Genomic DNA, 21,027 nt, shown 5'->3' on the forward strand with positions numbered 1-21,027 from the left:
TGGGTGACGTCAGCCAGCCTTCAGGAGTCGTAGCCAAGAATGAGAGCGCTTCCTCGGTCCGGCCCTCAGTCCAGGTCGATCTGCTCGGACGATCCCCGCTTCTCCGCGGTCCAGCGCCGCTCGGAGGCGGAAACCGCCGAACGGTAGGCGGCGATGAGCTCTCCACCTGCGGCGATGAGGTGTCCGTAGACCTCGGGGTGCTTGACCCTGAGCGGGGCGGCGAGGTTCTGCAGGGCGCCGAGGCTGTCCCCGCTGCTGAAGGAGGCGGACGCCTCGGTGACTTTCTCACCGACCGAGGTCGCGAACCGGCGGACCTCGTCCACCAGCGGGCTCAGCTCCGGGCCGAAGAGGTCGGTGGACTGCCGCGGCTGCACCACCTCCTCGCGCTTCACCCGGGTCTCCTCCAGAGCGGCGTCGGGGCCGGACTCGGACTGGGACTCGGCGGAACCGGGCGCGGGGGAACGGTCGGCGGCCTTCTCGGCACCGGCCCCGCCGCCCGCGGTGGCACCGGCCTTGGCGCCCTCGGCCACGGCCTGGGCCCAGACGTCCTCGTCGTATCGATCGTCGGCAGTCGTCATGTCTTTCCGCTCCTTCTCCGAAGGGTCCCCTCCGACGCTACCTCAACCTTCCGGCACCGTCGGCGTTCTGTTGCAGTTGTGGGACTAGCGGGGCCACAGCTGCGGATCGGGGGCGAACCGCAGGGTGAGTACGCCGTCGCGCAGGGCGGCGCCGGCGACCGTGCAGCGGCGCAGCGCGGACGGCAGGGCCAGGGTGCGCCGGTAGCCGCCGACGCCGAGCACCAGGTCGTCCCCGCGCCGGACCAGGTCCAGGTCACCGCGTTCGGCGCCGGGCAGCGGGATCCGCCAGACCAGCACCTCCTCGCCGCTGCCGCGCAGGTCCTGGACCGGCCACTCCAGCGCCAGCGCGGCTCCGGCTCCGGCGCCGGCCGCGGCGGGCCCGACCGAGCCGGCCAGCGCGGCGAGGTCGGCGCTCCCCTCCGGCTCCCGGCCGAGGTGCGCCACCGGGTGCACCGGGACGTCCCACTCGGCCCGCAGCGCGGCCAGCTGCTGCTGCTGGGCCCGGTGCAGTCCGCTGAGGAAGGGGTCGGCGCCGTCCGGCAGCACCCGGTTGACCAGCAGCGATTCCACCCGCTGGCCGTGCAGCGCGAGTCCGGCCCGGGCGCCGCGCAGCGCCGCCACCGCCTGCGGCCCGGACGGGGCGTCCAGCACCAGCCGGACCGTGGTGCTCGACGCGTCGGTGACCGCGCGCACCTCGGCCAGCTCGGCGGCGGTCCAGCCGCGGGCCTCGAAGATCCAGTCGCCCGGCATCGGCACCCCGGCCACCGCGGCCAGCACCGGCCGCAGCGCGCGGGCGGCCTGCCGGTTCTCGGGGATCAGCCGGGCCAGGTAGCGGTCCAGCTGCTCGGGCAGCGCGAGCGCGGCCAGCAGCCCGGCGACCGGGGGCGCGTCCAGCACCAGGACCTCCCACTGGCCGGAGCCGCCGTGCGTGCGCAGGGCGTCCAGCAGGGCCAGGTGGACCGCCCCGGGCAGGGCGCTGAGCTCGTCCCGCTCCAGCGGGTCCACCCCGAGCAGGTCGAACAGCGGGGCGGCCCGGCCGAGCAGCCGGGCGGCGGCGTCCCGGAACGACTGCTCCGGGTCGAGCCGGGCGGCGTGGAACCCGGCCTCCAGCTGCTTGGGCACGGTTTCGAGCACGGTGCCGAGCAGCCGGTCCAGCCTGCGGTGCGGGTCGTCGGCGGCCAGCAGCAGGGTGCGCCGGCCCTCGGCCGCCTCGCGCAGCGCGGTCGCCGCGGCCAGGGTGGTGCGTCCGCTGCCGCCGTCTCCGCTGACCAGGACGACCCGGGTGCCCGCCGCGGCGCCGCCGTTCGCTGCCGGGTCCATCAGGCCCCGACGCCGGAGGCGCCCTGCTGGGACTCGACCCGCTTCTTCAGCCCGGCCAGGGCCCGGTCGATGATGACCTTCTCGGCCTTGCGCTTGATCATCCCCAGCATCGGGATCTTGACGTCCACCGCCAGCTGGTAGGTGACCTCGGTGCCGCCGGACTTGGCCGGGGCCAGGGTGTAGGAGCCGTCCAGCGACTTCAGCATCTGGCTCTTCACCAGGGTCCAGCTGACCTGGCGGTCGCCGTCCCAGGTGTAGGCGAGGACGTGCTCGTCCTTGATGGCGCCGGCGTCCAGGAGGAGGCGCACCTGCTCGGCGCGGCCGTCGCTCTCACCGAGCACCTCGATCTCCTTGACCTCCCCGGTCCAGGCGGGGTACGCGGCGAAGTCCGCGATCACCGCCATGACCTGCTCCGGGGTCGCGTCGATCGTGGTGCTCGACCTGGTGTGCTCCGCCATCGGGTGGCCTCCGCGTCTCGACATGCTGCTGACTGCTGAAGGCTACCGTTTCACCATTCGAGAACCCACGGGCGGCCGGTGGAACGGAAATGGCCGACGTTGACGCACTCGGTGCGGCCGATCCGCATCCGCCGGGCGAGCGGCTGGTGCACGTGACCGAACAGCACGTGTCCCGGCCTGGTGCGGTGGATTGCCTCCAGGATCGCCTCGCTGCCGCGCTCGAACCTGCGGGCCACGGTGTCGTAGGTGAGGTCGGGGACGGCGGGCGGGATGTGGCTGCACAGCACGTCCACGCTGCCGAGCGCGGCGACCTTGGCGGCGTAGGTCTCCTCGTCCACCTCGTAGGGGGTGCGCATCCGGGACGGCAGTCCGCCGCCGACGAAGCCGAAGGTCCGGCCGCCCAGCTCGACCACCTGGCCGTCCAGCACGGTGACGCCGTCCCGGGCGAAGTCCGGCCAGAGGTCCGGGCGGTCGACATTGCCGTAGGTGGCGTAGGTCGGGTCGGGGAAGGCGGCGAACAGCTCCGCGTACTGGCGCCGGACGGCCTGCTCGGTGGCGGTCTCCCGGTCGACGTCCAGGCCGGCCCAGAGCTGCCGGGAGAACTCCCTGGCCTCGTCGAAGCGGCGGGCGTTGCGCATCCCCACGATCTTCGTGGCGTTCTCGGCGCCGAACAGGTCCGGGAAGATCCCGCGCGAGTGGTCCGCGTAGTCCAGGAAGAGGATCAGGTCGCCGAGGCAGAGCAGCGCGTCCGCCCCGTCCCCCGCCCGCGCCAGTGCCTCGCTGTTGCCGTGTACGTCGCTCACCACATGCACCCGCATAGCGCCACCCTACCGACCACGCACAGGGCTACCTGCGGGTCACCTCGCGCCTGCCGTAGTGTTCGAGTATCGGCAGGCGGTGTGACACAGGAGACACATTCACCTCCACCCCTACCGCAGTCATGCTACTGGGAAGTAACGTCCTGGCGTCCCGCAGCGTCGCAGACCGAGGAGCAGTGTCTTGCGTGAGTTCAGCCTTCCGGCTCTCTACGAGGTGCCGAGCGGCGCAAACCTCTCCGACCTCATCCACCGCAACGCCGAGCAGCATCCCGGCGTCGCGGTGGTCAGCCGCAAGACCGACGGCCGGTGGGAGGACCTGACCTCGGTCCAGTTCCTGGCCGAGGTCCGCGCCGCCGCCAAGGGCCTGATCGCCTCCGGTGTCGGCCCCGGCGACCGGGTCGCGCTGATGTCCCGCACCCGCTACGAGTGGACCCTGCTGGACTTCGCCATCTGGTGCGCCGGCGCGATCACCGTGCCGGTGTACGAGACCTCCTCGGCCGAGCAGGTCGAGTGGATCCTCGGCAACTCCGGCGCGGTCGCCTGCATCGCCGAACTCCCCCGGCACGAAGCGGTGATCGGCCAGGTCAGGGAGCGGCTGCCGGAACTGAAGCAGCTGTGGCAGATCGAGGCCGGCGCGCTGCAGGACCTCACCAGGACCGGCCAGGACGTGCCGGACGCGACCGTGGACGAGCGCCGCTCCGCGCTCGGCCCGGACAGCATCGCCACCATCGTCTACACCTCGGGCACCACCGGCCGCCCCAAGGGCTGTCAGCTGACCCACGCCAACTTCCTGGGCGAGCTGGGCAATGTGGTGGCCCTGCTCGGCCCGCTGTTCCGCACCGGCGAGTCCTCGGTGCTGCTGTTCCTGCCCGAGGCGCACGTGCTGGGCCGGATCGCCGAGGTCTCGGCCGCGCTGGCGCCGATCAGGATCGGCCACCTGCCGGACATCAAGGACGTGGTGGCCGAGCTCAGCGCGTTCCAGCCGACGCTGATCCTGGGCGTCCCCCGGGTGTTCGAGAAGGTCTACAACTCGGCCAGGGCCAAGGCCCAGAGCGAGGGCAAAGGCAAGATCTTCGACCGGGCCGCCGACACCGCGATCGCCTACAGCAAGGCGCTGGACGCGGGCGGGGCCCCGCTCGGGCTGAAGCTCCGGCACAAGCTGTTCGACGCGCTGGTCTACAGCAAGCTGCGGGCCGCGCTGGGCGGCCGGGCCACCCACGCCATCTCCGGCGGGGCGCCGCTGGGCGAGCGGCTCGGCCACTTCTACCGGGGCATCGGCTTCACCGTCCTGGAGGGCTACGGCCTGACCGAGACCTGCGCCGCGATCGCGGTCAACCCCTACGACAAGCCGCGGATCGGCAGCGTCGGACGGCCCGTCCCCGGCTCCTCGTTCCGGATCGCCGACGACGGCGAGGTGCTGCTCAAGGGCCCGCAGGTGTTCACCGGCTACTGGCAGAACCCGGAGGCCAGCGCCGAGGCGCTGCACGACGGCTGGTTCTCCACCGGCGACCTGGGCTCGCTGGACCAGGACGGCTTCCTCACCATCACCGGCCGCAAGAAGGAGATCATCGTCACGGCCGGCGGCAAGAACGTCGCCCCCGCGGTGATCGAGGACCGGATCCGGGCCCACCCGCTGATCGGCGAGTGCATGGTGGTCGGCGACCGCAAGCCCTTCATCGCCTGCCTGGTCACCATCGACCCGGAGTTCTTCCCCACCTGGAAGAAGCTCAACGGCAAGCCCGACGACGCCACCGTCACCGACCTGCTGCAGGACTCCGACCTGCTGGGCGCGGTCCAGGCCGCGATCGACGACGGCAACGCCGCCGTCTCGCACGCGGAGGCGGTGAAGAAGTTCCACATCCTCGACACCGTGTTCTCCGAGGACTCGGGCCACCTCACCCCGTCCATGAAGCTCAAGCGCTCGGTGGTCCTGAAGGACTACGCCCCCGAGGTCGAAGCCCTCTACACCGGCTGAGCTAGACCTTCACGATGCGCACACCCGGGCCGCAGAGCAGGGCCAGGTCCTCGGGGTCGGAGGTCAGCACCACGACCGGGCCGGGCAGCGTGCGCGCGGTGGCGGCGACAGCGGCGTCGATGGCGTACTTGTGGCCGTGCAGTCCGGCCTCGCGGAGCAGGCTGCTCGCGAGCCCGGCCGCCCCCTCGTCGACGGCGACGACCTGGAGCCGGGAGAGCACCCAGCCGATCCGGGCCGGGTGGACCCGGTGGTCGTCCGCCTCGATCAGGGTCATGGCACAGGCCACCACCGGCACCCGATGGATCCGGGCGGCCTCGATCCGGGCGGTCATCGCCCGGTCGTCCCGCAGGAGCAGGGACAGCGCCTCGCTGTCCAGCACGACCGCCCCCGCGCCGGCGCCCGCCCCCACGCTCACGCGGCGGCCGAGCTGTCCCGCGGGGCGCCGAACAACTCGGCCTCGGCGGCGGCGATCTCAGCCGGGGTCAGCTCGCCGTGGCGTGCCTGGTGGTCGGCGACGATCTCGCCGAGGGCGAGCATGGCCAGCTCGTGCCGCACCGCCTCCTCGATGAACGCGGAGACCCCGCCCTTGCCCGCCCTCTCCCGGATCGCTTCGAGCGTCTCGGCGGCGAGGCTGATGCTGGTGGTCCGGGTACGCCCGGAACGCGGAGTCTCCATCCACCCACTGTAATACAACATGTGCCATGAAGCGCGGATCGGTGAACGGTCAGAGCAGGGCGGCCAGGCGGGTGGCCAGGAGGTCCCAGCGCCAGTTCTGTTCGACCCAGGCGCGGCCGCGGGAGCCCAGGCGTTCGCGCAGGGCCGGGTCCTGGAGCAGGGTGAGCAGCCGGTCGGTCAGCTGTTCCAGGTCGAGGCCGGGGACGACGTAGCCGGTCTCGCCCTCCAGCACCGCGTCCGGGGCGCCGCCGGAGTCGCCGGCCACCACCGGCAGGCCGGTGGCCGAGGCCTCCAGGTAGACGATGCCCAGGCCCTCGACGTCCAGGCCGCCGCGGCGGGTGCGGCAGGGCATGGCGTAGACGTCGCCCGCGCCGTAGTGGGCCGGGAGTTCGGCGAAGGGCACCGCGCCGGTGAAGCGGACCGAGGTGGCCACCCCGGTCTCGCCGGCCAGCCGCTCCAGGTCCGCCCGGTAGGGGCCGTCGCCGACGATCAGCAGCACCGTGTCCGGCTCGGCGGCGAGCACCCCGGGCATGGCCCGGATCAGCGTGTCCTGGCCCTTGCGCGGCACCAGCCGGGAGACGCAGACGATGACAGGCCGTGAGCTGAGGCCCAGTCGGGCCCGTACCTCGGCGCCGCCCGAGTCCGGGTGGAAGGTCTTCTCGTCCACGCCCGGCGGGACCTGCACCATCCGGGCCGCCGCCGCCGGGCCGACCGCGGCGGCGATCCTGGAGCGGGTGTACTCGCCGAGGTAGGTGAGGGTGTCGGTGCCCGCGCCGATCCGGCGCAGCAGCTGCCGGGAGGCCGGGAGCTGGGCCCAGGCCGCCTCGTGACCGTGCGTCATCCCGAGCAGCCGCTCGGCCCCGGCCTTCCGCAGGGCCGGCGCCGTCAGCCCGAGCGGGGCCGCCGCGCCGAACCAGACCGAGCCGCAGCCCTCCGCCCTGAGGATCTCGGCCGCGCGCCGGGTCACCCTCGGCGTGGGCAGCAGCATCGTGCTGCGGTCGCGGACCACCTGGAACGGCTGCTCGGCGTCGAACCTGGCCACCTCGCCGCCGTCCCGCCAGGTCGAGGCGTACACCACGATCTTCTCGGCGGGCATCCGCACCGCCATGTTGTGGACGAAGGTCTGGATGCCTCCGGGCCGGGGCGGGAAGTCGTTGGTGACGATGAGCGTCTTGTTCATGAGCCTCGGTCCGGCGTCCTCGGTGCGGCGGTACTTGCTCAGTACGATAGGCCAGTGCGGCAGCCGCACGGGTATCAGCCTCCCTGCTGGCGCGCCCCTGTTCACCTCCCGTCCCCGGGCGAGGTCTCCATCAGTACTCTGCTCTCCCTGCCGCAGGCGCAGCGCACCGGCCTGCGCACCGGTCCGAGGTCCGGCCCGCGACGGGCCTGGGCCGGGCCGGTGGCGGCCTGGACGGCGGGACGGGCGCTGCTGCTGGCGGCGGTGCTGGGGCTGCTGCCGTTCGCCCGCCAGGACGTCAGCAGCGACGTCAAGGTGATCTACCAGGGCTGGGCCCAGCTGCTGGCCACCGGCACCTTCCCGCTGGACGACGTGACCTGGCAGTACCCGCCGCTGGCGGCGCTGGTGATGCTGGTCCCGAGCTGGCTGCCGTGGTCCTACTTCACCGGCTTCCTGGTGCTGGTGGCGGTCTGCGACGCGCTGGTGCTCGGCCTGCTGCTGCGGGCCGCCCGGCGCGGCGGGCGGAGCGCCGGGGCCTGGCTGTGGGCCGCGGCGGTGCCGCTGCTGGGGCCGACCGCCTACTGCCGGTTCGACCTGGTGGTGACGGCCGTCGCGGTGGCCGGGCTGCTGGCGGCCGGGGGCCGGCCGCGGCTGGGCGGGGCGCTGGCCGGGCTGGGCGCGCTGCTGAAGGTGTGGCCGGCGCTGACCCTGCTCGGCACCCCGCGCGGGCCGAGGACCAGGGACGCCTGGACGGCGGCGGCGGTGTCCGGTCTTGCGGTCTGCTTCTGCTGCGCGGTGACCATGGTCGGCGGCTTCTCCTTCCTCGGCTTCCAGGAGGACCGGGGGGTGGAGGTGGAGTCGCTGGGCGCGCTGCCCTTCTACGCCGCGCACCTGTTCGGCTGGGGCGGGCGGGCCGAGATGCACTACGGCTCCACGGAGTTCCTCGGCACCGGGGTGCGGGCGGTCGGGCTGCTGATACTGGCCTGCACCCTGGCCGCCTTCGGCTGGCTGCTGCTGTGGCGGGTCAGGGCCCGCCGCTGGACCCAGGCGACGCCGTTCGACGCGGCCCTGGCGGCGCTGCTGCTGTTCACCGTCACCAGCAGGGTGATCAGCCCGCAGTACCTGGTGTGGCTGATCGGGGCGGCGGCGGTCTGCCTGGCCTCGGCCGGGACCACGCAGCGGCCGACCGCCTGGCTGATCGCGGCGGCGACCCTGTGCACCTACCTGGAGTTCCCGCTGCTCTTCGGCCAGTTGGCGGAGTTCCGGCCGCTGGGGGTGCTGGTGCTGTGCACCAGGAACCTGCTGCTGGCGACGGCCGCGACGGTGTCCTGCCGACGGCTCTGGCGGGCGACGGTCCACCAGAAGAGCGGCTAGGTCTTCGACTTGGCGGCGGCCAGCAGATCCTGGCGCCACAGTGCGGTGAAGGCGGTGAGGCCGGTGCCGAGGGTGCGGCGCAGCGCGGCGTCCACCGCCGCGTCCTGGCCGCCGCTGCCGCCGGTCGCGGCGACCGCCGCGTAGAGGGCGACCAGCCGGGGCTCGCCGTGCCGCTGCACCACGCTGCGGCAGGCGAACCAGGCCTGCTCGTACGCCTGCGGCAGCCCGCTCGCCGAGCCGTCGAAGGCGGGGTCGGCCGGCAGCGCGGCGGGGATCCGGCCGGCCGCGACGTCGGCCAGCAGCTCCGGGGCGATCTGACGGGGCGTCCGACCGGTGCCGAGGTAGCCGGTCCAGTTGGCGGCGCCCTCGGAGAGCCAGCGCGGGGTCCACTGCTCGGTGATCGCCCGGGTGGCGACATGGGTGGTCTCATGGGTGGTGACGACCCGTCGGCCGAGCGCGTTGAGGCTGTCCCAGACCTGCGGGTTCACCGTGATCCGCTCGGTGCGGCCGGCCTCGGACGGGCCCAGCTCGCCGGTGGTGACCGCGGCGATGGAGCTGTAGCCGAGCGGGTCCACCCCGAGCAGCCGCCCGAACTGGTCCGAGCCCAGCGGCGCCAGCAGCACCGTCCGCTCGCCCCAACCACGGCCCCAGACCGCGCTGACGGCGGGGACGGCGCGGTCCGCCTCGTCCGCGATGGCCTGCAGGGTGCTCTGGCCGCGCAGGCCCAGCACCAGGCAGCTGCGGCCGTGCACCACGGTCACCGGGCCGAGGTCCCAGAGCTGGGTGTCGCCGCCGGGGTGGTCGCTGTCGGAGCCGAGCAGCCAGCGGCCGTCCTGCCGGGTGAAGGTCAGGTACTGGGTGGCGGTGACCGGCTCGGTGTCGAAGCCGGAGAGCCGGTAGGCCAGCTGCACCCGGGCCGCGCGGCGCTCGGTCTCGGGCAGCACCGGCGGCAGCGGGTAGGCGTCCAGCGCCTGGATCCGGTACTCCCAGCCCGCCAGCGGCACCTGGGCCAGGTTCGCCAGCATCGCCGCCTGGCTGTCCCGCAGGGCCTGTGCGGCCGCGGGCACGGTCGCGGCGAGCGCGGCCTGGTCCCTGGCCAGCACGGCGGCGGCGCGGCGGTCCAGGAGCTGCTGGATGCCCTGCCGGACGGCGGTGTCGCCGCTGCTGTCCGCGGTGGCGGCGTGGGACACCTCGTCGGCGGCCGGCTCGGCAGCCGCCGCACGGCGGTCCTCGACCCGGTCGTGCCAGGCCGCGCCGCCGAGGCCGCCCGCGGCGAGCAGCGCGGCGCCGCCGATCAGGACGGCTCTCCTGCCAGTCGCCATCGCCCGCACTCCCTGCGACCCCCGCTGGGGTCAGACCCGGACCACTCCCGCCACCGGCATCGAGTTCACCGGCTCGTAGCGCACCCGCGCACCCGGGTAGGGCGCGTGGATCACCATCCCGTTGCCCGCGTACATGCCGACGTGGTGGCGATCGTTGTAGTAGATCACAAGATCTCCCGGCCGGGCCTGGGACAGCGGGATACTGCGGCCCGCGTACATCTGCCCCTGCGAGGTCCGCGGCAGGTGCACCCCGGCGTGCTCCCAGGACCAGTACATCAGCCCGGAGCAGTCGAACGCCCCGGGCCCGGTCGCCCCGTAGACATAGGGCCGGCCCAGCGCGCTGCGGGCGGCGGCCAGGGCGACCGCCGCGCGACTGGACGCGGGGCCCTGGTCCGGTGGCAGCGCGGTGTCGGCGGCCTGGGCGGCGGCCCCGGCAGCCGCGTCCTCGCTCTGCCGCAGGGCGTCCCGCTGCGGGGCGGTGAGCCCGGCCAGCAGCGCCCTGGCGTGTCCGAGCTGCCGCTGCACCTGGGCCTTGCTGCCCGCGATGGACTGCCGCACCGCCTCCAGCTGGGCCAGTTGGGAGACCGCCTCGGCCCGGTCCTCGGCCAGCTGCCGCTGGTCGTTGCGCACCTGCAGCAGCCGCTGCGCGGTGGTGGCGTCCACCTGGTCGGCGTTGCCGGCCTGGGCCAGGAACTGGTCCGGGTGGGCGCTGAAGAGCAGCCGGACCAGCGGGTCCATCCCGCCGCCCGCCCGGTACTCGGCGCCGGCCACCTCGCCCATGGCTCCGACCATGGTGTTGATCCGCTGCTGCTCGGCGGCGACCCGCTGCTGCAGCAGGGCGGAGCTGCGCAGCAGCGCGCCCTCCTGCTCCCTGGCCCCGTCGTACTGCTGCCCGGCGACCTCGGCCCGGGAGTAGAGGCTCTGCACCTGCTGCCGGACGTCGTCGGCCGAGGCCGGGGCAGGCTTGGCCCCGGGCGCCGGTGCGGCCAAGGCGCTGCCGCCCGCGGCCAGCATCGCGGCGGTGGCCGCCGCGACCGTCACCGCGGTACGGGAGAGCGCCGCCACTGCGGAGTACTGGCCCATGGGTCGGGCACGTCGGTGGGACGCCACGCGGGCGGCCTCCATTCGTCCGGTGCCGGCCCTGCCCGCGCGACGCCGGCTGCGTCGGCCCAGGATGTCCGGCGGTCCACCGGTGCCGCCCGGAAGGGCGGTCGACGACACGGTGGGCCGAGCGCAGACGTTAGCGAGTCCGGCGCAGCTAGTCCAAACCCCCGCGATAACGAAAATTCGGACGAATGATGCACTGCTATACGAAAGGCCACGTCGCCGGGGGTGGAGCCGGACACGGCAACGGGCCCGTACCCCCCTGGGAGTACGGGCCCGTACGGCCGTTTGAGCGTGTGTCAGCGCGTCGGTGTCGCTGGGAGCTCAGACCCGGCGCATGGCGTAGATCGAGCCGATGTAGCTGAGCTTCTCGTACTTGACCACGGTGCCGGTGTGCGGGGCGTGCAGCACCATGCCGCCGCCCGCGTACATCCCTACGTGCGAGTCGCCGTTGAAGAAGATCAGGTCGCCGATCTGGAGGTCGGCGGTGGAGCTGACGGCGGTGCCGACGTCGACCTGGTCGTAGGTGGTGCGGCCGATCGACACGCCGGCCTGCTTGAAGGCCCACTGCATCAGACCGGAGCAGTCGAAGGAGCTCGGCCCGGTGGCCCCGTAGACGTACGGGTCACCGAGGCGGGTCTGCGCGGCGTGGAAGGCGGCCATCGCGGTGCCCGAGCCGGCCTTGCTGGAACCGGGGTCGTAGGCGGAGCTGCTGTCGGTGCTCTCCGGGTTGCTGATCGCGGCGCGCTGGGCGGCGGTCAGCGAGGCGAGCTTGGCCTTGGAGGCGGCGAGCTTCTTCTGCACCGAGGCCTTGGCCGCGGCGAGCTGCTTGCTGGTGGCGTCGAGCGCCTTCAGCTTGCTCTCGGCCTCGGCCTTCTCGCGGTCCAGGGTCTTCTGCTCGGCCGTCAGCGAGGACAGCAGCGAGGCCTGGCTGTCGGTCACCTGCGTCATCGTGGACGCCTGGTTCAGATAGTCGGTCGGGTCCGCGGAGAGCATCAGCTGGACCGAGGGGTCGATCGTCCCGCTGCGGTACTGCGCACTGGCGACCGCGCCGAGAGCCGCGGACTTGGCGCTGACCGAGGCCTGCTGCCGGGCGACCTGGTCCTGCAGGGTGCTGACCTGCTTCTGCAGCGTCTGCTGGGTGGAGACCGCCGCGTCGTACTGCTGGATCGCCTTGTCGGCGTCCTCGTTCTGCTGGGCTATCTCAGCCTTCAGCTGCGCGGTGGTCTGCTTGGGGGCCGCCTGCGCCGACTGGGTGGCGGTGGCGGAGAGCGCGACGGTGGTGGCCGCGGCGGCGGTGAGCACGGACACCCGCGCGCGACTGGGACTTTTCGGACGACGATGGGACGCCACGAAGGCGAGCTCCTTCTTCCTACGGCCGCCTACCGGGTGAGCTGACGGGTTCGGGCTGGAAGACGTGCCCTACAACGCTTCACCGGCGGACCGGCCTGGCGCTGATTCACCCCGGGGGAAACTTGGTTCCCCGGCTCCGAACTGACGGCCCTCCCGTGGTCGCTCCGCTGGGTGCGGAACAGCCGGCCGTGCGGTCGAACTCGGCGGAAACCGCCGCTGCCACCCTGATGGGTGATCGACTTCGCGGTGGTTCGATCGCTGACACTAGTGACCCGAACGTGATCTATTCAAATCCTTGTAAGTAAAAACTCTTTTAGGTTTCGAAAATGCATCGGATCGACGACCGAACGTAGTCGCTGAATGACCATCCGATGCTGACATGGCGCCCAAATCGGTCATCTGACCGAGACCGCTGAGACCCGAGTGACGTGAGTCACAGGACGGGTAAACAACCGTCAGAAGCGGCGAATGGCAACGATCGAGCCGAAATAGGACAGCGGCTGGATGTCCACTGTCAGGCCCGGGTGCGGAGCGCTCAGCAGCATGCCGTTCCCGGCGTACAGGCCGACGTGGTCGCCGCCCATGTTGACGATGATGTCGCCCACCTTGAGGTCCGAGTAGGACACCCCGGTGCCGACGTGCTCGTCCGAGTAGGAGTAGTGCGGCAGCGAGACGCCGGCCTTGCCGTAGGCCCACATCACCAGGCCGGAGCAGTCGAAGACGTTCGGGCCCGCGCCGCCGGAGACGTAGGGGGCGACATTGACCTTGCTCATCGCGGCCAGCATCGCGGTGCGGGCGGTCGCGGAGATCCCGGAGAGGTCGATGTCGGACACCGACATGTAGCTGCTGCCGGACGAGGGCGGGGTGTAGCCGCCGCCACCGGAGGGCGCGTTCACCTCGACCCGCTGCTTCGGGGTCAGCGCGTCCAGGATGCCCTGGGCGTGCTTGAGCTTCGCGGCGATGGCGGCCTTGGACTTCTGCATCTGCTTCAGCAGCACCTGCTGGGCGCCCAACTCCTGGGCGGCCTCGGCCTTCTCCGCCGCGAGCGAGTGCTGCTGCGCCACCAACTGGTCCAGCAGGGCCGCCTGGTTGCTGTTGATCTGGTCCTCGTCGGAGGCCCGGTTCAGGTACTCGGTCGGGTCGGTGGAGAGCATCAGCTGCACGGCCGGGTCCACCGAGCCCTGCCGGTACTCGGCGCTGGCCACCGAGCCGAGCACCGCCATCTCCTTGTTCACCACGGCCTGCTGCCTGGCTATCTCGTCCTGAAGGTTGTTCACCTTCTTCTGCAGCGCCTGCTGCTGGACCTGTGCGCCGTTGTACTGCTCCGTCGCCGCGGCGGCCGCGTTGCGGTCCGAGTCCACCTGCGCCTTGGCCTGACCGGTGGTGGTGGTCGGCGCGGCGTTGGCCGAGGTCTGTGCCGAGAGCGCGACCGCCGTCGCCGCCGCGGCCGTGAGGATCGTCACGCGGGCACGGCCGGGCTGCTTCAAACGACGGTGTGAGACCACGGAGCCGGGTTCCCTTCAGGACGACACAGAAGTTCGAAGGGAAACACTAGTGAGGAACGTGTGAGCTTGTCGCCCCCGTCGGGAACTCCGACCGGTAATGCCCCTAATGTCCGCTACAGGTAAGAGGTTTGAACCGCGGCCCACGGCCTCACGTGCGGATCAGCCGCCGCAGCAGCATCGCCGAGGGCACCGGACGGGCCCCCGCCTTGCGCACACCGTCGGCGACCTCGCGGTCGGTGGAGACCACCACCACCGGACGCCCCTCGGGCTCGGCCCGGACCAGACGGCGGATCAGTTCGTCGGCGGTCTCGCCGGAGCGGCTGAACAGCACCCGCACCCCGCGCGGCGGCGCCATCGGGACCGGGGCGTCCAGGTCCTTGCCGTCGAAGACGCAGGTCACCTCGGCCCGGCTGTGCATGGCCAGCATGGAGAGGCCGTTCAGCAGCCGGGCCCGCTGCTTCTCCAGCGGCAGGGTCGGATAGCCGCTCTTGGTCACGTTGTAGCCGTCCACCAGCAGATGGGTGTGCGGCAGTGCCAGCAGCTGGTCCAGCAGCGCCGGGTCGTCCGCGTCCAGCGCCCGTCTGGCCACGTCGTGCGGGGAGGCGGACACCGGCAGCACCGCCTCCACCGTGTCGGCCGGGCGGCCCTCGGACAGCGGGGGCAGGCCCAGCTCACGCTGCAGCCCCTGCGCGCCCTGCAGCACCACGTCGAGCAGCAGCCGCAGCCGCATGTCCTCGGCGCTCCGCCCCTCCCTGGACGCCCTCCTGGACGCCTCCAGCGCGGCCTCCGCCTCGGTCAGCCGGTGCTTCAGCCGGCGCACCTCGCTGTCGACCGCGCCGCGCTCGGTCACCCCGGCCGAACGCAGCGCCTCCAGTTCGGCGGTGACCTTGCGGGTCGCCGCCTCGGCCCGCTTGGTGTCCGCCTCCAGGCTGCGCAGCCTGCGGCGGAGCGAGTCCCGCTCCTTCTTCGCCTCGTCCAGCTCGGCCCGGCCCCGGTCGGCGTCGGTCCTGCTGGTCTCGCGCAGCGCGGCCAGCTCCACCTGGAGCTTCTCCACCAGCCTGGTCGCCTCGGCCGCGGCGCCCTCGGACTCGGCCCGCTCGACCTCCTCGCCGGCGTCGCCGACCAGCTTGCTCCAGCCCGGCGGGCGCAGCAGGTACGCCACCGCGGCGACGTCCTGGGGGTCGGCGGCGGCCGGGACCTGTCCCGCCTCCAGCGCGGCCACCAGGTCGGGCTGGCCCAGCCGGACCCTCTCCGCTATCCGCGACCGGAAACCGGGCTCGGTCTCCAGCGCGGCGGCGATCGCGGTGGCCCCGCGCCGGGCCCGCTGCACCGGGGTGAACTTGGCGTACGGGCGCAGCCGGTGCGGCAGCTCGGCGGCGGGCACGGCGGCCAGGCCGTCCGCGGCGATGCCGACCACCCGGCGGCGCACGCCCTCGGGCAGCGGCCGTTCCAACCGCTCGGCGGCGTCGGGAGTGGGCTCGGCGGAGTCGGACGCGGCGGCGGGGTCGGGCTCGGTCGGGGCGGCCGGGTCGGCGTCGTCGGCGTTCGCGGGGTCGGCGAAGGGAGGCTCGGCGTCGTCCGGCCTGTCGTCTCTCTCCACCACGTCCTGTGCTCCGATCCGGTCCCCGGCCGTCACGGCCCGACAGACCATTCTCGCCCGCTCCGCCCCCCAGTCGTCACCGCGCCACTCGGAATAGCTACTGCTGGGGCTGGTCCACCCCGGCCGCCTGCGCCGCCGCCTCGGCCTCGGCCCCCGGCCGGTCCACCAGTTCGATCTGGTCCACCGCGTTGCACCAGCGGCAGCGCACCGACTCCACCGAATCGCTCAGCACCTCCCGCTCCTCCACCCGGGGCTCCCCGGCCAGGTCCAGGTGGATGAACTCCACCACCCGGGAGGAGCGGGTCACGTCGAAGCGGGTCAGGTTGCCGCACAGGGTGCAGCGCCACCGGGTGCCCTCGGTGGGAAGAGGGACAGACATGGGTGGTTCCTCTCGGCCGGGTGCAGGAGTTTCTGCTCCGTCAACCCTATGGCCTCGCTGACCGGCGCGAACACAGTCCCCCACATGGACGGACCAGCCGGTGTCAGATTTGTCCGCAGAAGGAATGATTGGCGCATGGTGATCCCGGTACGCACGGTAGGCGACAACGGCCCGGCTCCGTACGTCCCGGTGGTGACCTGGGCGCTGATCGCGCTGTGCACCCTGGTCTTCCTGGTCGGCCCGGTCTCCGGGCTCGACCCGCTGTACGGCGGCGGCAGCGCCAGGGCCTGCTCGGAACTGGCCTACTACCAGCACTGGGGGGTGATCCCCCATGAGCTGCTGGACAACCGCGCCCTGCCCGCCGCCCCGGCCGACGGCTGCCCCGCCGCCGACCCCTTCCCCAAGGTGCCCGCCCTGTCGGTGCTGACCGCGATGTTCGTCCACGGCGGCTGGCTGCACCTGCTGGGCAACATGGTCTTCCTCTACGTCTTCGGCGCGATGGTCGAGGAGCGGATGGGCCGGCTGCGCTATCTGCTGGCCTATCTGGGCCTGGGCTACCTGGCCACCTACGGCTACGCCCTGTTCGCCGAGCACGGGGACAACGGCACGCAGACCCTGGTGGGGGCCTCCGGGGCGATCGCCGGGGTGCTGGGCGCCTACCTGTGCCTGTACCCCAGGGCACGGGTGACCAGCCTGCTGCCGTTCCTGCTGTTCCTGCCGCTGCGCTTCCCGGCCTGGGTGGTGCTCGGCGTGTGGTTCGGGATCCAGTGGGCCTCGGTGGGCGCGCCCTCCGCCGCCGTCACCGGGGTCGCCTACACCGCCCATCTGATCGGCTTCGCCGGCGGCTTCCTGTTCGCCTGGCTGCTGTACTGCCGCAGCCGTGGATACCCTGGCCGGACCAAACCGCGCCTGCTTCCAGGAGAACCACCGTGATCACCGCGATCGTGCTCATCAAGACCAGCGTCGACCGGATCCCCGAGATCGCCGAGTCGATCGCCGCGATCGACGGCGTCAGCGAGGTGTACTCGGTCACCGGGCAGCACGACCTGGTGGCCATGGTCCGGGTCCGCGCCCACGAGGAACTGGCCGAGGTGATCCCCGGTCAGGTCAACAAGGTGCCCGGGGTGGAGTCCACCGAGACCCACATCGCCTTCCGCACCTACTCCCGGCACGACCTGGACGCGGCCTTCGCCCTGGGCCTGGACGAGTAGCAGCAGCTCACGGCTGGCGGCGGGTGTCCGGCACGCAGCGCCCGCCCTCGGTCCGGTAGGCCCACCGCGCGCCCTCGGTGACCAGCTCGCGCACCGCGGCGACGAAGCGGTCCACGTGCTCGTCCGGGGTGCCCGCGCCGAAGCTGACCCGGATCGCGTTGAGGCTGCGCTCCCCCGGCAGCGCCTCGGGCGCACCGCACTCGGACGGCGGGGCCTCTTCGCCACCCAGCAGGGTGCGCACCAGCGGGTGGGCGCAGAACAGTCCGTCGCGGACGCCGATGCCGTACTCGGCGGACAGCGCGGCGGAGAAGTGCGAGCTGTTCCAGTCCTGGACCACGAAGGACAGCACACCGACCCGCGGGTGCTCCTCACCGAACAGGGTCAGCACCTTGACCTGCGGGATCTCGGCCAGGCCGGCCCGCAGTCGGCCGATCAGGTACTGCTCACGGGCCACCAGGCCCTCGAACCCGGCCTCGGTGAGCGCCTTGCAGGCGGAGGCGATGGCATAGGCGCCGATGACATTGGGCGAGCCCGCCTCGTGCCGCGCCGGGCCCTGCTGCCACTCCACCGCGACCGAGCCGTCGGCCTCCCTGGCCACGCTGCGGCTGGCGCCGCCGCCGGCCAGGTAGGGCTCGGCGGCGTCCAGCCAGTCGCTGCGGCCGGCCAGCACGCCCGCGCCGAAGGGGGCGTAGAGCTTGTGCCCGGAGAAGGCCACCCAGTCCACGTCGAGGTCGCGGACCGAGACCGGGTGGTGCGGGGCCAACTGGGCGGCGTCCAGCACGATCCGGGCCCCGTGGCGGTGCGCCGTCGCGGCCAGCTCGCGGACCGGCCAGATCTCCCCGGTGACATTGGACGCGCCGGTGACGCAGACCAGCTTCGGCCCCTCGGGACACTGCGCCAGCGCCTGGTCCAGCGCCGCCACCGCCTCCTGCGGCGAGCGCGGGGCGCGCAGGTAGCTGACACCGACGTCCTCGCGGCGCCAGGGCAGCAGCGAGGCGTGGTGCTCGGTCTCGAAGACGAACACCCGGGTTCCGGCCGGCAGCACCGAGGCCAGCAGGTTCAGCGAGTCGGTGGTGGCCCGGGTGAAGACCACCTGGTCGCCGTCGCGCAGGTCGAGGAACTCGGCGACGGTGGCCCGGCTCTGCTCGAACAGGTCGGTGGAGAGCTGGGACAGGTAGCCGGCCCCGCGGTGCACGCTGCCGTAGTAGGGGGCGTAGGCGGCCACGTCGTCCCAGACCCGCTGCAGGGCCGGGGCGCTGGCGGCGTAGTCCAGGGCGGCATAGCTGACCTTCTCGCCGCCGACCAGCGGCACCTCGACGTCGCGGCCGAGCACGGCGAGCGGCTCACAGACGGAAACGGTATCGGCGTACGCGGACATAACGGCCCCTCCAGGGCATCCAGTGGACCCCTGGCCAATGGCCGCACAACTGAGGGATCCGCGCTTGCCCTGCGGCAGTGTTGCCGAAGGGCCTGGTCGTCACCCGGAAGCACCCCGCCACGGAAGGAGGGTTGCCGGACAGCAAGCCGGGGCTAATGACGCTGTCACTCGTGACCTGTGAAGAAGTATGACAGGGGTCCACCCGCTGGGCGAACCCCTGTCCAGGATATGAACTACGCGTGCGTCGCCGCAGCCCAGCGGGCCAGCACCGCTTCGGCCGCACCGGAGTCGATCGACTCCGCGGTGCGCTTCATCGCCGCCGCCAGCTGCTCCGCCAGCGGGGCCGCGGTCTGGTCCAGGGCGACCAGGGCCGAGGCCGAGTTGAGCAGCACCGCGTCCCGCACCGGGCCGTGCTCCCCGGCGAAGACCCGGCGGGCGACCGCGGCGTTGTAGGCGGAGTCGGCGCCGCGCAGGGCCTCGATGCCGACGTACTCGATGCCGACGTCGTGCGGGTCGAAGGTGCTGCGCTCGACCTCGCCGTCACGCACCTGCCAGACCGTGGACGTGCCGGTGACGGTCAGCTCGTCCAGGCCGTCGTCGCCGCGGAAGACCAGCGCGGACGCCCCGCGCCTGGCCAGCACGCCGGCGATCAGCCCGGCCATCCGGCTGTCGAAGCAGCCCACCGCGTTGGCCCGGACCCGGGCCGGGTTGGTGAGTGGGCCGAGCAGGTTGAAGGAGGTGGGGATGCCCAGGTCGCCGCGGGCCGGGGCGGCGTGGCGCATCGCCGGGTGGAACACCGGGGCCGGGCAGTAGGTGATGCCGGCCTCGGCCGCCACCTCGGCCACCCGGCGGGGCGTCAGCCCCAGGTTCACGCCCAGCTTCTCCAGCACGTCGGTCGCGCCGCTGGCCGAGGAGGCGGCCCGGTTGCCGTGCTTGACCACCAGCGCACCGGCCCCGGCCGCGACCACCGCCGACATGGTGGAGATGTTCACGGTCTTGGCCCGGTCGCCGCCGGTGCCGACGATGTCCACCGCCCGGCCCGGCACCTCGATCACGGTGGCGTGCCGGTACATGGCCTCCACCAGGCCGGTGATCTCCTCCACGGTCTCGCCCTTGGCCCGCAGCGCCACCATGAAACCGGCCACCTGGGCCGGGGTGGCCTCCCCGGTCATGATCCGGTCCATCGCCCAGGAGGTCTCCGCGGCCGACAGGTCGGTGCGGGCGATCAGCGCGCTGAGGACGTCCGGCCAGGAGCGCGCCTGCACGGGGTCGCCGCCGCCGTCAGCAGGAAACACGTTCGCCATGGCCGTGGGCCTCTCACTTGTTCAAGGATGGAGGACCACAGCCTAGCGACCGGCCAAACGCCGGGACGGCAGATCTCAGCCGACGAGATGCGCGGTTCCGCTGCGCAGCAGGGTGGTCGCCGTGGCGGCCAGCGCCACCGGGTCGACCGGTGCGGCGACGGCCGCGTCGGCCCGGCTCCAGGCGGCCAGCCAGGAGTCCTGCGGCCGGCCGATCAGCACCAGCACCGGGGGGCAGCCGTAGATCTCGTCCTTGAGCTGGCGGCACAGGCCCATCCCGCCGACCGGGGTGGCCTCGCCGTCCAGCACCAGCAGGTCGAGCCGGCGCCCGCCCTTGGCGTGCGCGTCCAGGGCCTTGATGACGGCGGGCTCGGTGGCGCACTCCAGGTACTGAATCTCCGCCAGGTCCGCGGCGGGCCGCTTCCCCAGCGCCAGCAGCACCTGCTCGCGGGTGTTTCGGTCGTCGCTGTAGACAAGAACGTTCAGTGCCATCGTCCGTTATCCCCCTGGGAGGCGATCAGGCTGGAAAGTGATCGGGCTCACTTCGGCGTCTCGCGGATGCTACTCCCGAAGAGGGTGCCGAAGCACCGGTGCGTACGGTGGAGATCGTCCCGGCAGCCGTCCGGCCGTCCGAGGTTCACCATTTAGAGGGACCCTCCGGCCTGTCGCGCGAAGGCACCCGCGCGGAAGCCCCCCCGCCGTTCGGGCTACCTGCCTGGTCGTCAGGGGTCCGGCACCCGGCGGAGGGTACGTCACGGTGCGGACACACCGAGGAACCACCCCCGGGGTGAAGACGGAATAAGCGACCGACATAATGGCCGTCGTGGCGACAGCAACTGCAGTAGAAACCGGACACGCTCACGGATCGGTCAACCGGCCGAACCTGGTCAGCGTGGGAACCATCGTCTGGCTCGCATCCGAGCTGATGTTCTTCGCGGCCCTGTTCGCGATGTACTTCACACTCCGCTCGGTGACCGGGACGGACTACTGGCATTCCCTCAACGAGGCCCTGAACGTCCCCTTCGCTTCGGTGAACACCACCGTCCTGGTGCTCTCTTCCTTCACCTGCCAGATGGGTGTCTTCGCCGCAGAGCGCGGCGATGTGAAGAAGCTCCGGGCCTGGTTCATGGTCACCTTCGTCATGGGTGCGATGTTCATCGGCGGTCAGATCTACGAGTACACGGACCTGGTGAAGGTTGACCACCTGTCCCTGTCCTCCTCCCCCTACGGCTCGGTGTTCTACCTGACCACCGGCTTCCACGGCATGCACGTGACGGGCGGACTGATTGCCTTCCTGCTGGTCCTCGCGCGTACGTACGCCGCCAAGCGGTTCACGCACGAGCAGGCCACCGCCGCGATCGTCGTGTCCTACTACTGGCACTTCGTCGACGTGGTCTGGATCGGCCTCTTCGCGACCATCTATCTGATCAAGTAGGCAGGGTCGGACCGTCCCCTCGGCTCACCGCCGGGCGGTCCCCGCAGACCGACCTGACGGTCAA

Annotated in this window: 21 protein-coding genes and 2 riboswitches; of the genes, 5 read left to right on the forward strand and 16 right to left on the reverse strand. The window is 72.4% G+C overall.

Features of this window, described 5'->3' with window-relative positions; all coding sequences use genetic code 11:
- Positions 1–65: 65 nt before the first annotated feature.
- The 4 genes from ACEZDG_RS24630 to ACEZDG_RS24645 all read right to left on the reverse strand — a co-directional run bounded on the left by ACEZDG_RS24630 (position 66) and on the right by ACEZDG_RS24645 (position 3,174).
- Positions 66–578, reverse strand: a complete 513-nt coding sequence (locus tag ACEZDG_RS24630; protein ID WP_380513170.1) for a DUF5304 family protein — start codon at positions 576–578, stop codon at positions 66–68.
- 84 nt (positions 579–662) lie between these two features.
- A complete protein-coding gene (locus tag ACEZDG_RS24635) occupies positions 663–1,898 on the reverse strand; it encodes an ArsA family ATPase (RefSeq protein WP_380513172.1) in 1,236 nt (411 codons plus the stop codon).
- Positions 1,898–2,356 (reverse strand): SRPBCC family protein, encoded by a 459-nt coding sequence (locus ACEZDG_RS24640; protein WP_380513272.1) that lies wholly within the window; start codon positions 2,354–2,356, stop codon positions 1,898–1,900. The genes ACEZDG_RS24635 and ACEZDG_RS24640 overlap by 1 nt, the downstream gene beginning before the upstream one ends.
- 50 nt (positions 2,357–2,406) lie before the next feature.
- Positions 2,407–3,174: a metallophosphoesterase family protein gene (locus tag ACEZDG_RS24645; RefSeq protein ID WP_380513174.1), complete on the reverse strand. Its 768-nt coding sequence runs from the start codon at positions 3,172–3,174 to the stop codon at positions 2,407–2,409.
- Positions 3,175–3,355: 181 nt separating this feature from the next.
- Between ACEZDG_RS24645 and ACEZDG_RS24650 the strand changes: the two genes are divergently transcribed.
- Positions 3,356–5,149 carry an AMP-dependent synthetase/ligase gene (locus ACEZDG_RS24650; RefSeq protein WP_380513175.1) on the forward strand — a complete coding sequence of 598 codons (1,794 nt, stop codon included), beginning with the start codon at positions 3,356–3,358 and terminating at the stop codon, positions 5,147–5,149.
- 1 nt (position 5,150) lies between these two features.
- On the opposite strand, the gene ACEZDG_RS24655 is transcribed toward ACEZDG_RS24650, so the two are convergent.
- From ACEZDG_RS24655 to ACEZDG_RS24665, 3 genes are read right to left on the reverse strand one after another with little or no spacing between them, the layout of a single operon-like run.
- Complete coding sequence (locus tag ACEZDG_RS24655; protein ID WP_380513177.1) at positions 5,151–5,564, reverse strand: DNA-binding protein; 414 nt, start codon at positions 5,562–5,564, stop codon at positions 5,151–5,153.
- Positions 5,561–5,824, reverse strand: a complete 264-nt coding sequence (locus ACEZDG_RS24660) for a hypothetical protein (RefSeq protein WP_380513179.1) — start codon at positions 5,822–5,824, stop codon at positions 5,561–5,563. The genes ACEZDG_RS24655 and ACEZDG_RS24660 overlap by 4 nt, the downstream gene beginning before the upstream one ends.
- Before the next feature lie 49 nt (positions 5,825–5,873).
- Entirely contained in the window at positions 5,874–7,004 is a 1,131-nt protein-coding gene (locus ACEZDG_RS24665) for a glycosyltransferase family 4 protein (protein ID WP_380513181.1), read from the reverse strand.
- Positions 7,005–7,058: 54 nt separating this feature from the next.
- On the opposite strand from ACEZDG_RS24665, the gene ACEZDG_RS24670 reads away from it, so the two are divergent.
- The gene (locus ACEZDG_RS24670; RefSeq protein WP_380513183.1) at positions 7,059–8,375 is read left to right on the forward strand and encodes a glycosyltransferase 87 family protein; all 1,317 of its coding nucleotides are present in this window, start codon (positions 7,059–7,061) and stop codon (positions 8,373–8,375) included.
- On the opposite strand, the gene ACEZDG_RS24675 is transcribed toward ACEZDG_RS24670, so the two are convergent.
- From ACEZDG_RS24675 to ACEZDG_RS24700, 6 genes are all read right to left on the reverse strand, one after another.
- Positions 8,372–9,697 (reverse strand): hypothetical protein, encoded by a 1,326-nt coding sequence (locus ACEZDG_RS24675; protein WP_380513185.1) that lies wholly within the window; start codon positions 9,695–9,697, stop codon positions 8,372–8,374. The two genes, ACEZDG_RS24670 and ACEZDG_RS24675, sit on opposite strands and share 4 nt — an antisense overlap.
- Before the next feature lie 30 nt (positions 9,698–9,727).
- A complete protein-coding gene (locus ACEZDG_RS24680) occupies positions 9,728–10,807 on the reverse strand; it encodes a C40 family peptidase (RefSeq protein WP_380513187.1) in 1,080 nt (359 codons plus the stop codon).
- A gap of 318 nt (positions 10,808–11,125) precedes the next feature.
- The gene (locus tag ACEZDG_RS24685) at positions 11,126–12,112 is read right to left on the reverse strand and encodes a C40 family peptidase (RefSeq protein ID WP_380513189.1); all 987 of its coding nucleotides are present in this window, start codon (positions 12,110–12,112) and stop codon (positions 11,126–11,128) included.
- Positions 12,113–12,164: 52 nt separating this feature from the next.
- Positions 12,165–12,314, reverse strand: a riboswitch (cyclic di-AMP (ydaO/yuaA leader).
- Between the two features lie 295 nt (positions 12,315–12,609).
- Positions 12,610–13,617, reverse strand: coding sequence for a C40 family peptidase (locus tag ACEZDG_RS24690; protein WP_380513191.1), 1,008 nt, complete (start codon positions 13,615–13,617; stop codon positions 12,610–12,612).
- Between the two features lie 190 nt (positions 13,618–13,807).
- Complete coding sequence (locus ACEZDG_RS24695) at positions 13,808–15,259, reverse strand: NYN domain-containing protein (protein WP_380513274.1); 1,452 nt, start codon at positions 15,257–15,259, stop codon at positions 13,808–13,810.
- A 97-nt stretch (positions 15,260–15,356) separates the two neighbouring features.
- Positions 15,357–15,638: a hypothetical protein gene (locus ACEZDG_RS24700; RefSeq protein ID WP_380513193.1), complete on the reverse strand. Its 282-nt coding sequence runs from the start codon at positions 15,636–15,638 to the stop codon at positions 15,357–15,359.
- A 135-nt stretch (positions 15,639–15,773) separates the two neighbouring features.
- On the opposite strand from ACEZDG_RS24700, the gene ACEZDG_RS24705 reads away from it, so the two are divergent.
- Complete coding sequence (locus ACEZDG_RS24705; protein WP_380513195.1) at positions 15,774–16,571, forward strand: rhomboid family intramembrane serine protease; 798 nt, start codon at positions 15,774–15,776, stop codon at positions 16,569–16,571.
- The gene (locus tag ACEZDG_RS24710) at positions 16,568–16,849 is read left to right on the forward strand and encodes an Lrp/AsnC family transcriptional regulator (protein ID WP_380513197.1); all 282 of its coding nucleotides are present in this window, start codon (positions 16,568–16,570) and stop codon (positions 16,847–16,849) included. Before ACEZDG_RS24705 ends, ACEZDG_RS24710 begins: the two co-directional genes overlap by 4 nt.
- A gap of 7 nt (positions 16,850–16,856) precedes the next feature.
- On the opposite strand, the gene ACEZDG_RS24715 is transcribed toward ACEZDG_RS24710, so the two are convergent.
- The 3 genes from ACEZDG_RS24715 to ACEZDG_RS24725 form a co-directional block, all read right to left on the reverse strand.
- Positions 16,857–18,227 (reverse strand): aminotransferase class V-fold PLP-dependent enzyme, encoded by a 1,371-nt coding sequence (locus tag ACEZDG_RS24715; protein WP_380513199.1) that lies wholly within the window; start codon positions 18,225–18,227, stop codon positions 16,857–16,859.
- Between the two features lie 55 nt (positions 18,228–18,282).
- Positions 18,283–18,403, reverse strand: a riboswitch (SAM riboswitch).
- Positions 18,404–18,460: 57 nt separating this feature from the next.
- Positions 18,461–19,531, reverse strand: a complete 1,071-nt coding sequence (gene trpD / locus ACEZDG_RS24720) for an anthranilate phosphoribosyltransferase (RefSeq protein WP_380513201.1) — start codon at positions 19,529–19,531, stop codon at positions 18,461–18,463.
- 75 nt (positions 19,532–19,606) lie between these two features.
- Entirely contained in the window at positions 19,607–20,020 is a 414-nt protein-coding gene (locus ACEZDG_RS24725) for a hypothetical protein (RefSeq protein ID WP_380513202.1), read from the reverse strand.
- Between the two features lie 322 nt (positions 20,021–20,342).
- Here ACEZDG_RS24725 and ctaE point away from each other — a divergent pair, with 322 nt between their 5' ends.
- Entirely contained in the window at positions 20,343–20,963 is a 621-nt protein-coding gene (gene ctaE, locus ACEZDG_RS24730; RefSeq protein ID WP_380513204.1) for an aa3-type cytochrome oxidase subunit III, read from the forward strand.
- Positions 20,964–21,027: the final 64 nt, after the last annotated feature.

It is taken from the genome of Streptacidiphilus alkalitolerans (assembly GCF_042511045.1).
GTDB classification, from domain to species: Bacteria; Actinomycetota; Actinomycetes; order Streptomycetales; family Streptomycetaceae; genus Streptacidiphilus; species Streptacidiphilus alkalitolerans.

What these genes read in the sequence shown, in the direction of transcription:
- ACEZDG_RS24630 (WP_380513170.1), bottom strand. Translation starts at nt 578, where the DNA reads ATGACGACTGCCGACGATCGATACGACGAGGACGTCTGGGCCCAGGCC.
- ACEZDG_RS24635 (WP_380513172.1), bottom strand. Translation starts at nt 1,898, where the DNA reads ATGGACCCGGCAGCGAACGGCGGCGCCGCGGCGGGCACCCGGGTCGTC.
- ACEZDG_RS24640 (WP_380513272.1), bottom strand. Translation starts at nt 2,356, where the DNA reads ATGGCGGAGCACACCAGGTCGAGCACCACGATCGACGCGACCCCGGAG.
- ACEZDG_RS24645 (WP_380513174.1), bottom strand. Translation starts at nt 3,174, where the DNA reads ATGCGGGTGCATGTGGTGAGCGACGTACACGGCAACAGCGAGGCACTG.
- ACEZDG_RS24660 (WP_380513179.1), bottom strand. Translation starts at nt 5,824, where the DNA reads ATGGAGACTCCGCGTTCCGGGCGTACCCGGACCACCAGCATCAGCCTC.
- ACEZDG_RS24665 (WP_380513181.1), bottom strand. Translation starts at nt 7,004, where the DNA reads ATGAACAAGACGCTCATCGTCACCAACGACTTCCCGCCCCGGCCCGGA.
- ACEZDG_RS24675 (WP_380513185.1), bottom strand. Translation starts at nt 9,697, where the DNA reads ATGGCGACTGGCAGGAGAGCCGTCCTGATCGGCGGCGCCGCGCTGCTC.
- ACEZDG_RS24700 (WP_380513193.1), bottom strand. Translation starts at nt 15,638, where the DNA reads ATGTCTGTCCCTCTTCCCACCGAGGGCACCCGGTGGCGCTGCACCCTG.
- ACEZDG_RS24705 (WP_380513195.1), top strand. Translation starts at nt 15,774, where the DNA reads ATGGTGATCCCGGTACGCACGGTAGGCGACAACGGCCCGGCTCCGTAC.
- ACEZDG_RS24715 (WP_380513199.1), bottom strand. Translation starts at nt 18,227, where the DNA reads ATGTCCGCGTACGCCGATACCGTTTCCGTCTGTGAGCCGCTCGCCGTG.
- trpD (WP_380513201.1), bottom strand. Translation starts at nt 19,531, where the DNA reads ATGGCGAACGTGTTTCCTGCTGACGGCGGCGGCGACCCCGTGCAGGCG.
- ACEZDG_RS24725 (WP_380513202.1), bottom strand. Translation starts at nt 20,020, where the DNA reads ATGGCACTGAACGTTCTTGTCTACAGCGACGACCGAAACACCCGCGAG.
- ctaE (WP_380513204.1), top strand. Translation starts at nt 20,343, where the DNA reads ATGGCCGTCGTGGCGACAGCAACTGCAGTAGAAACCGGACACGCTCAC.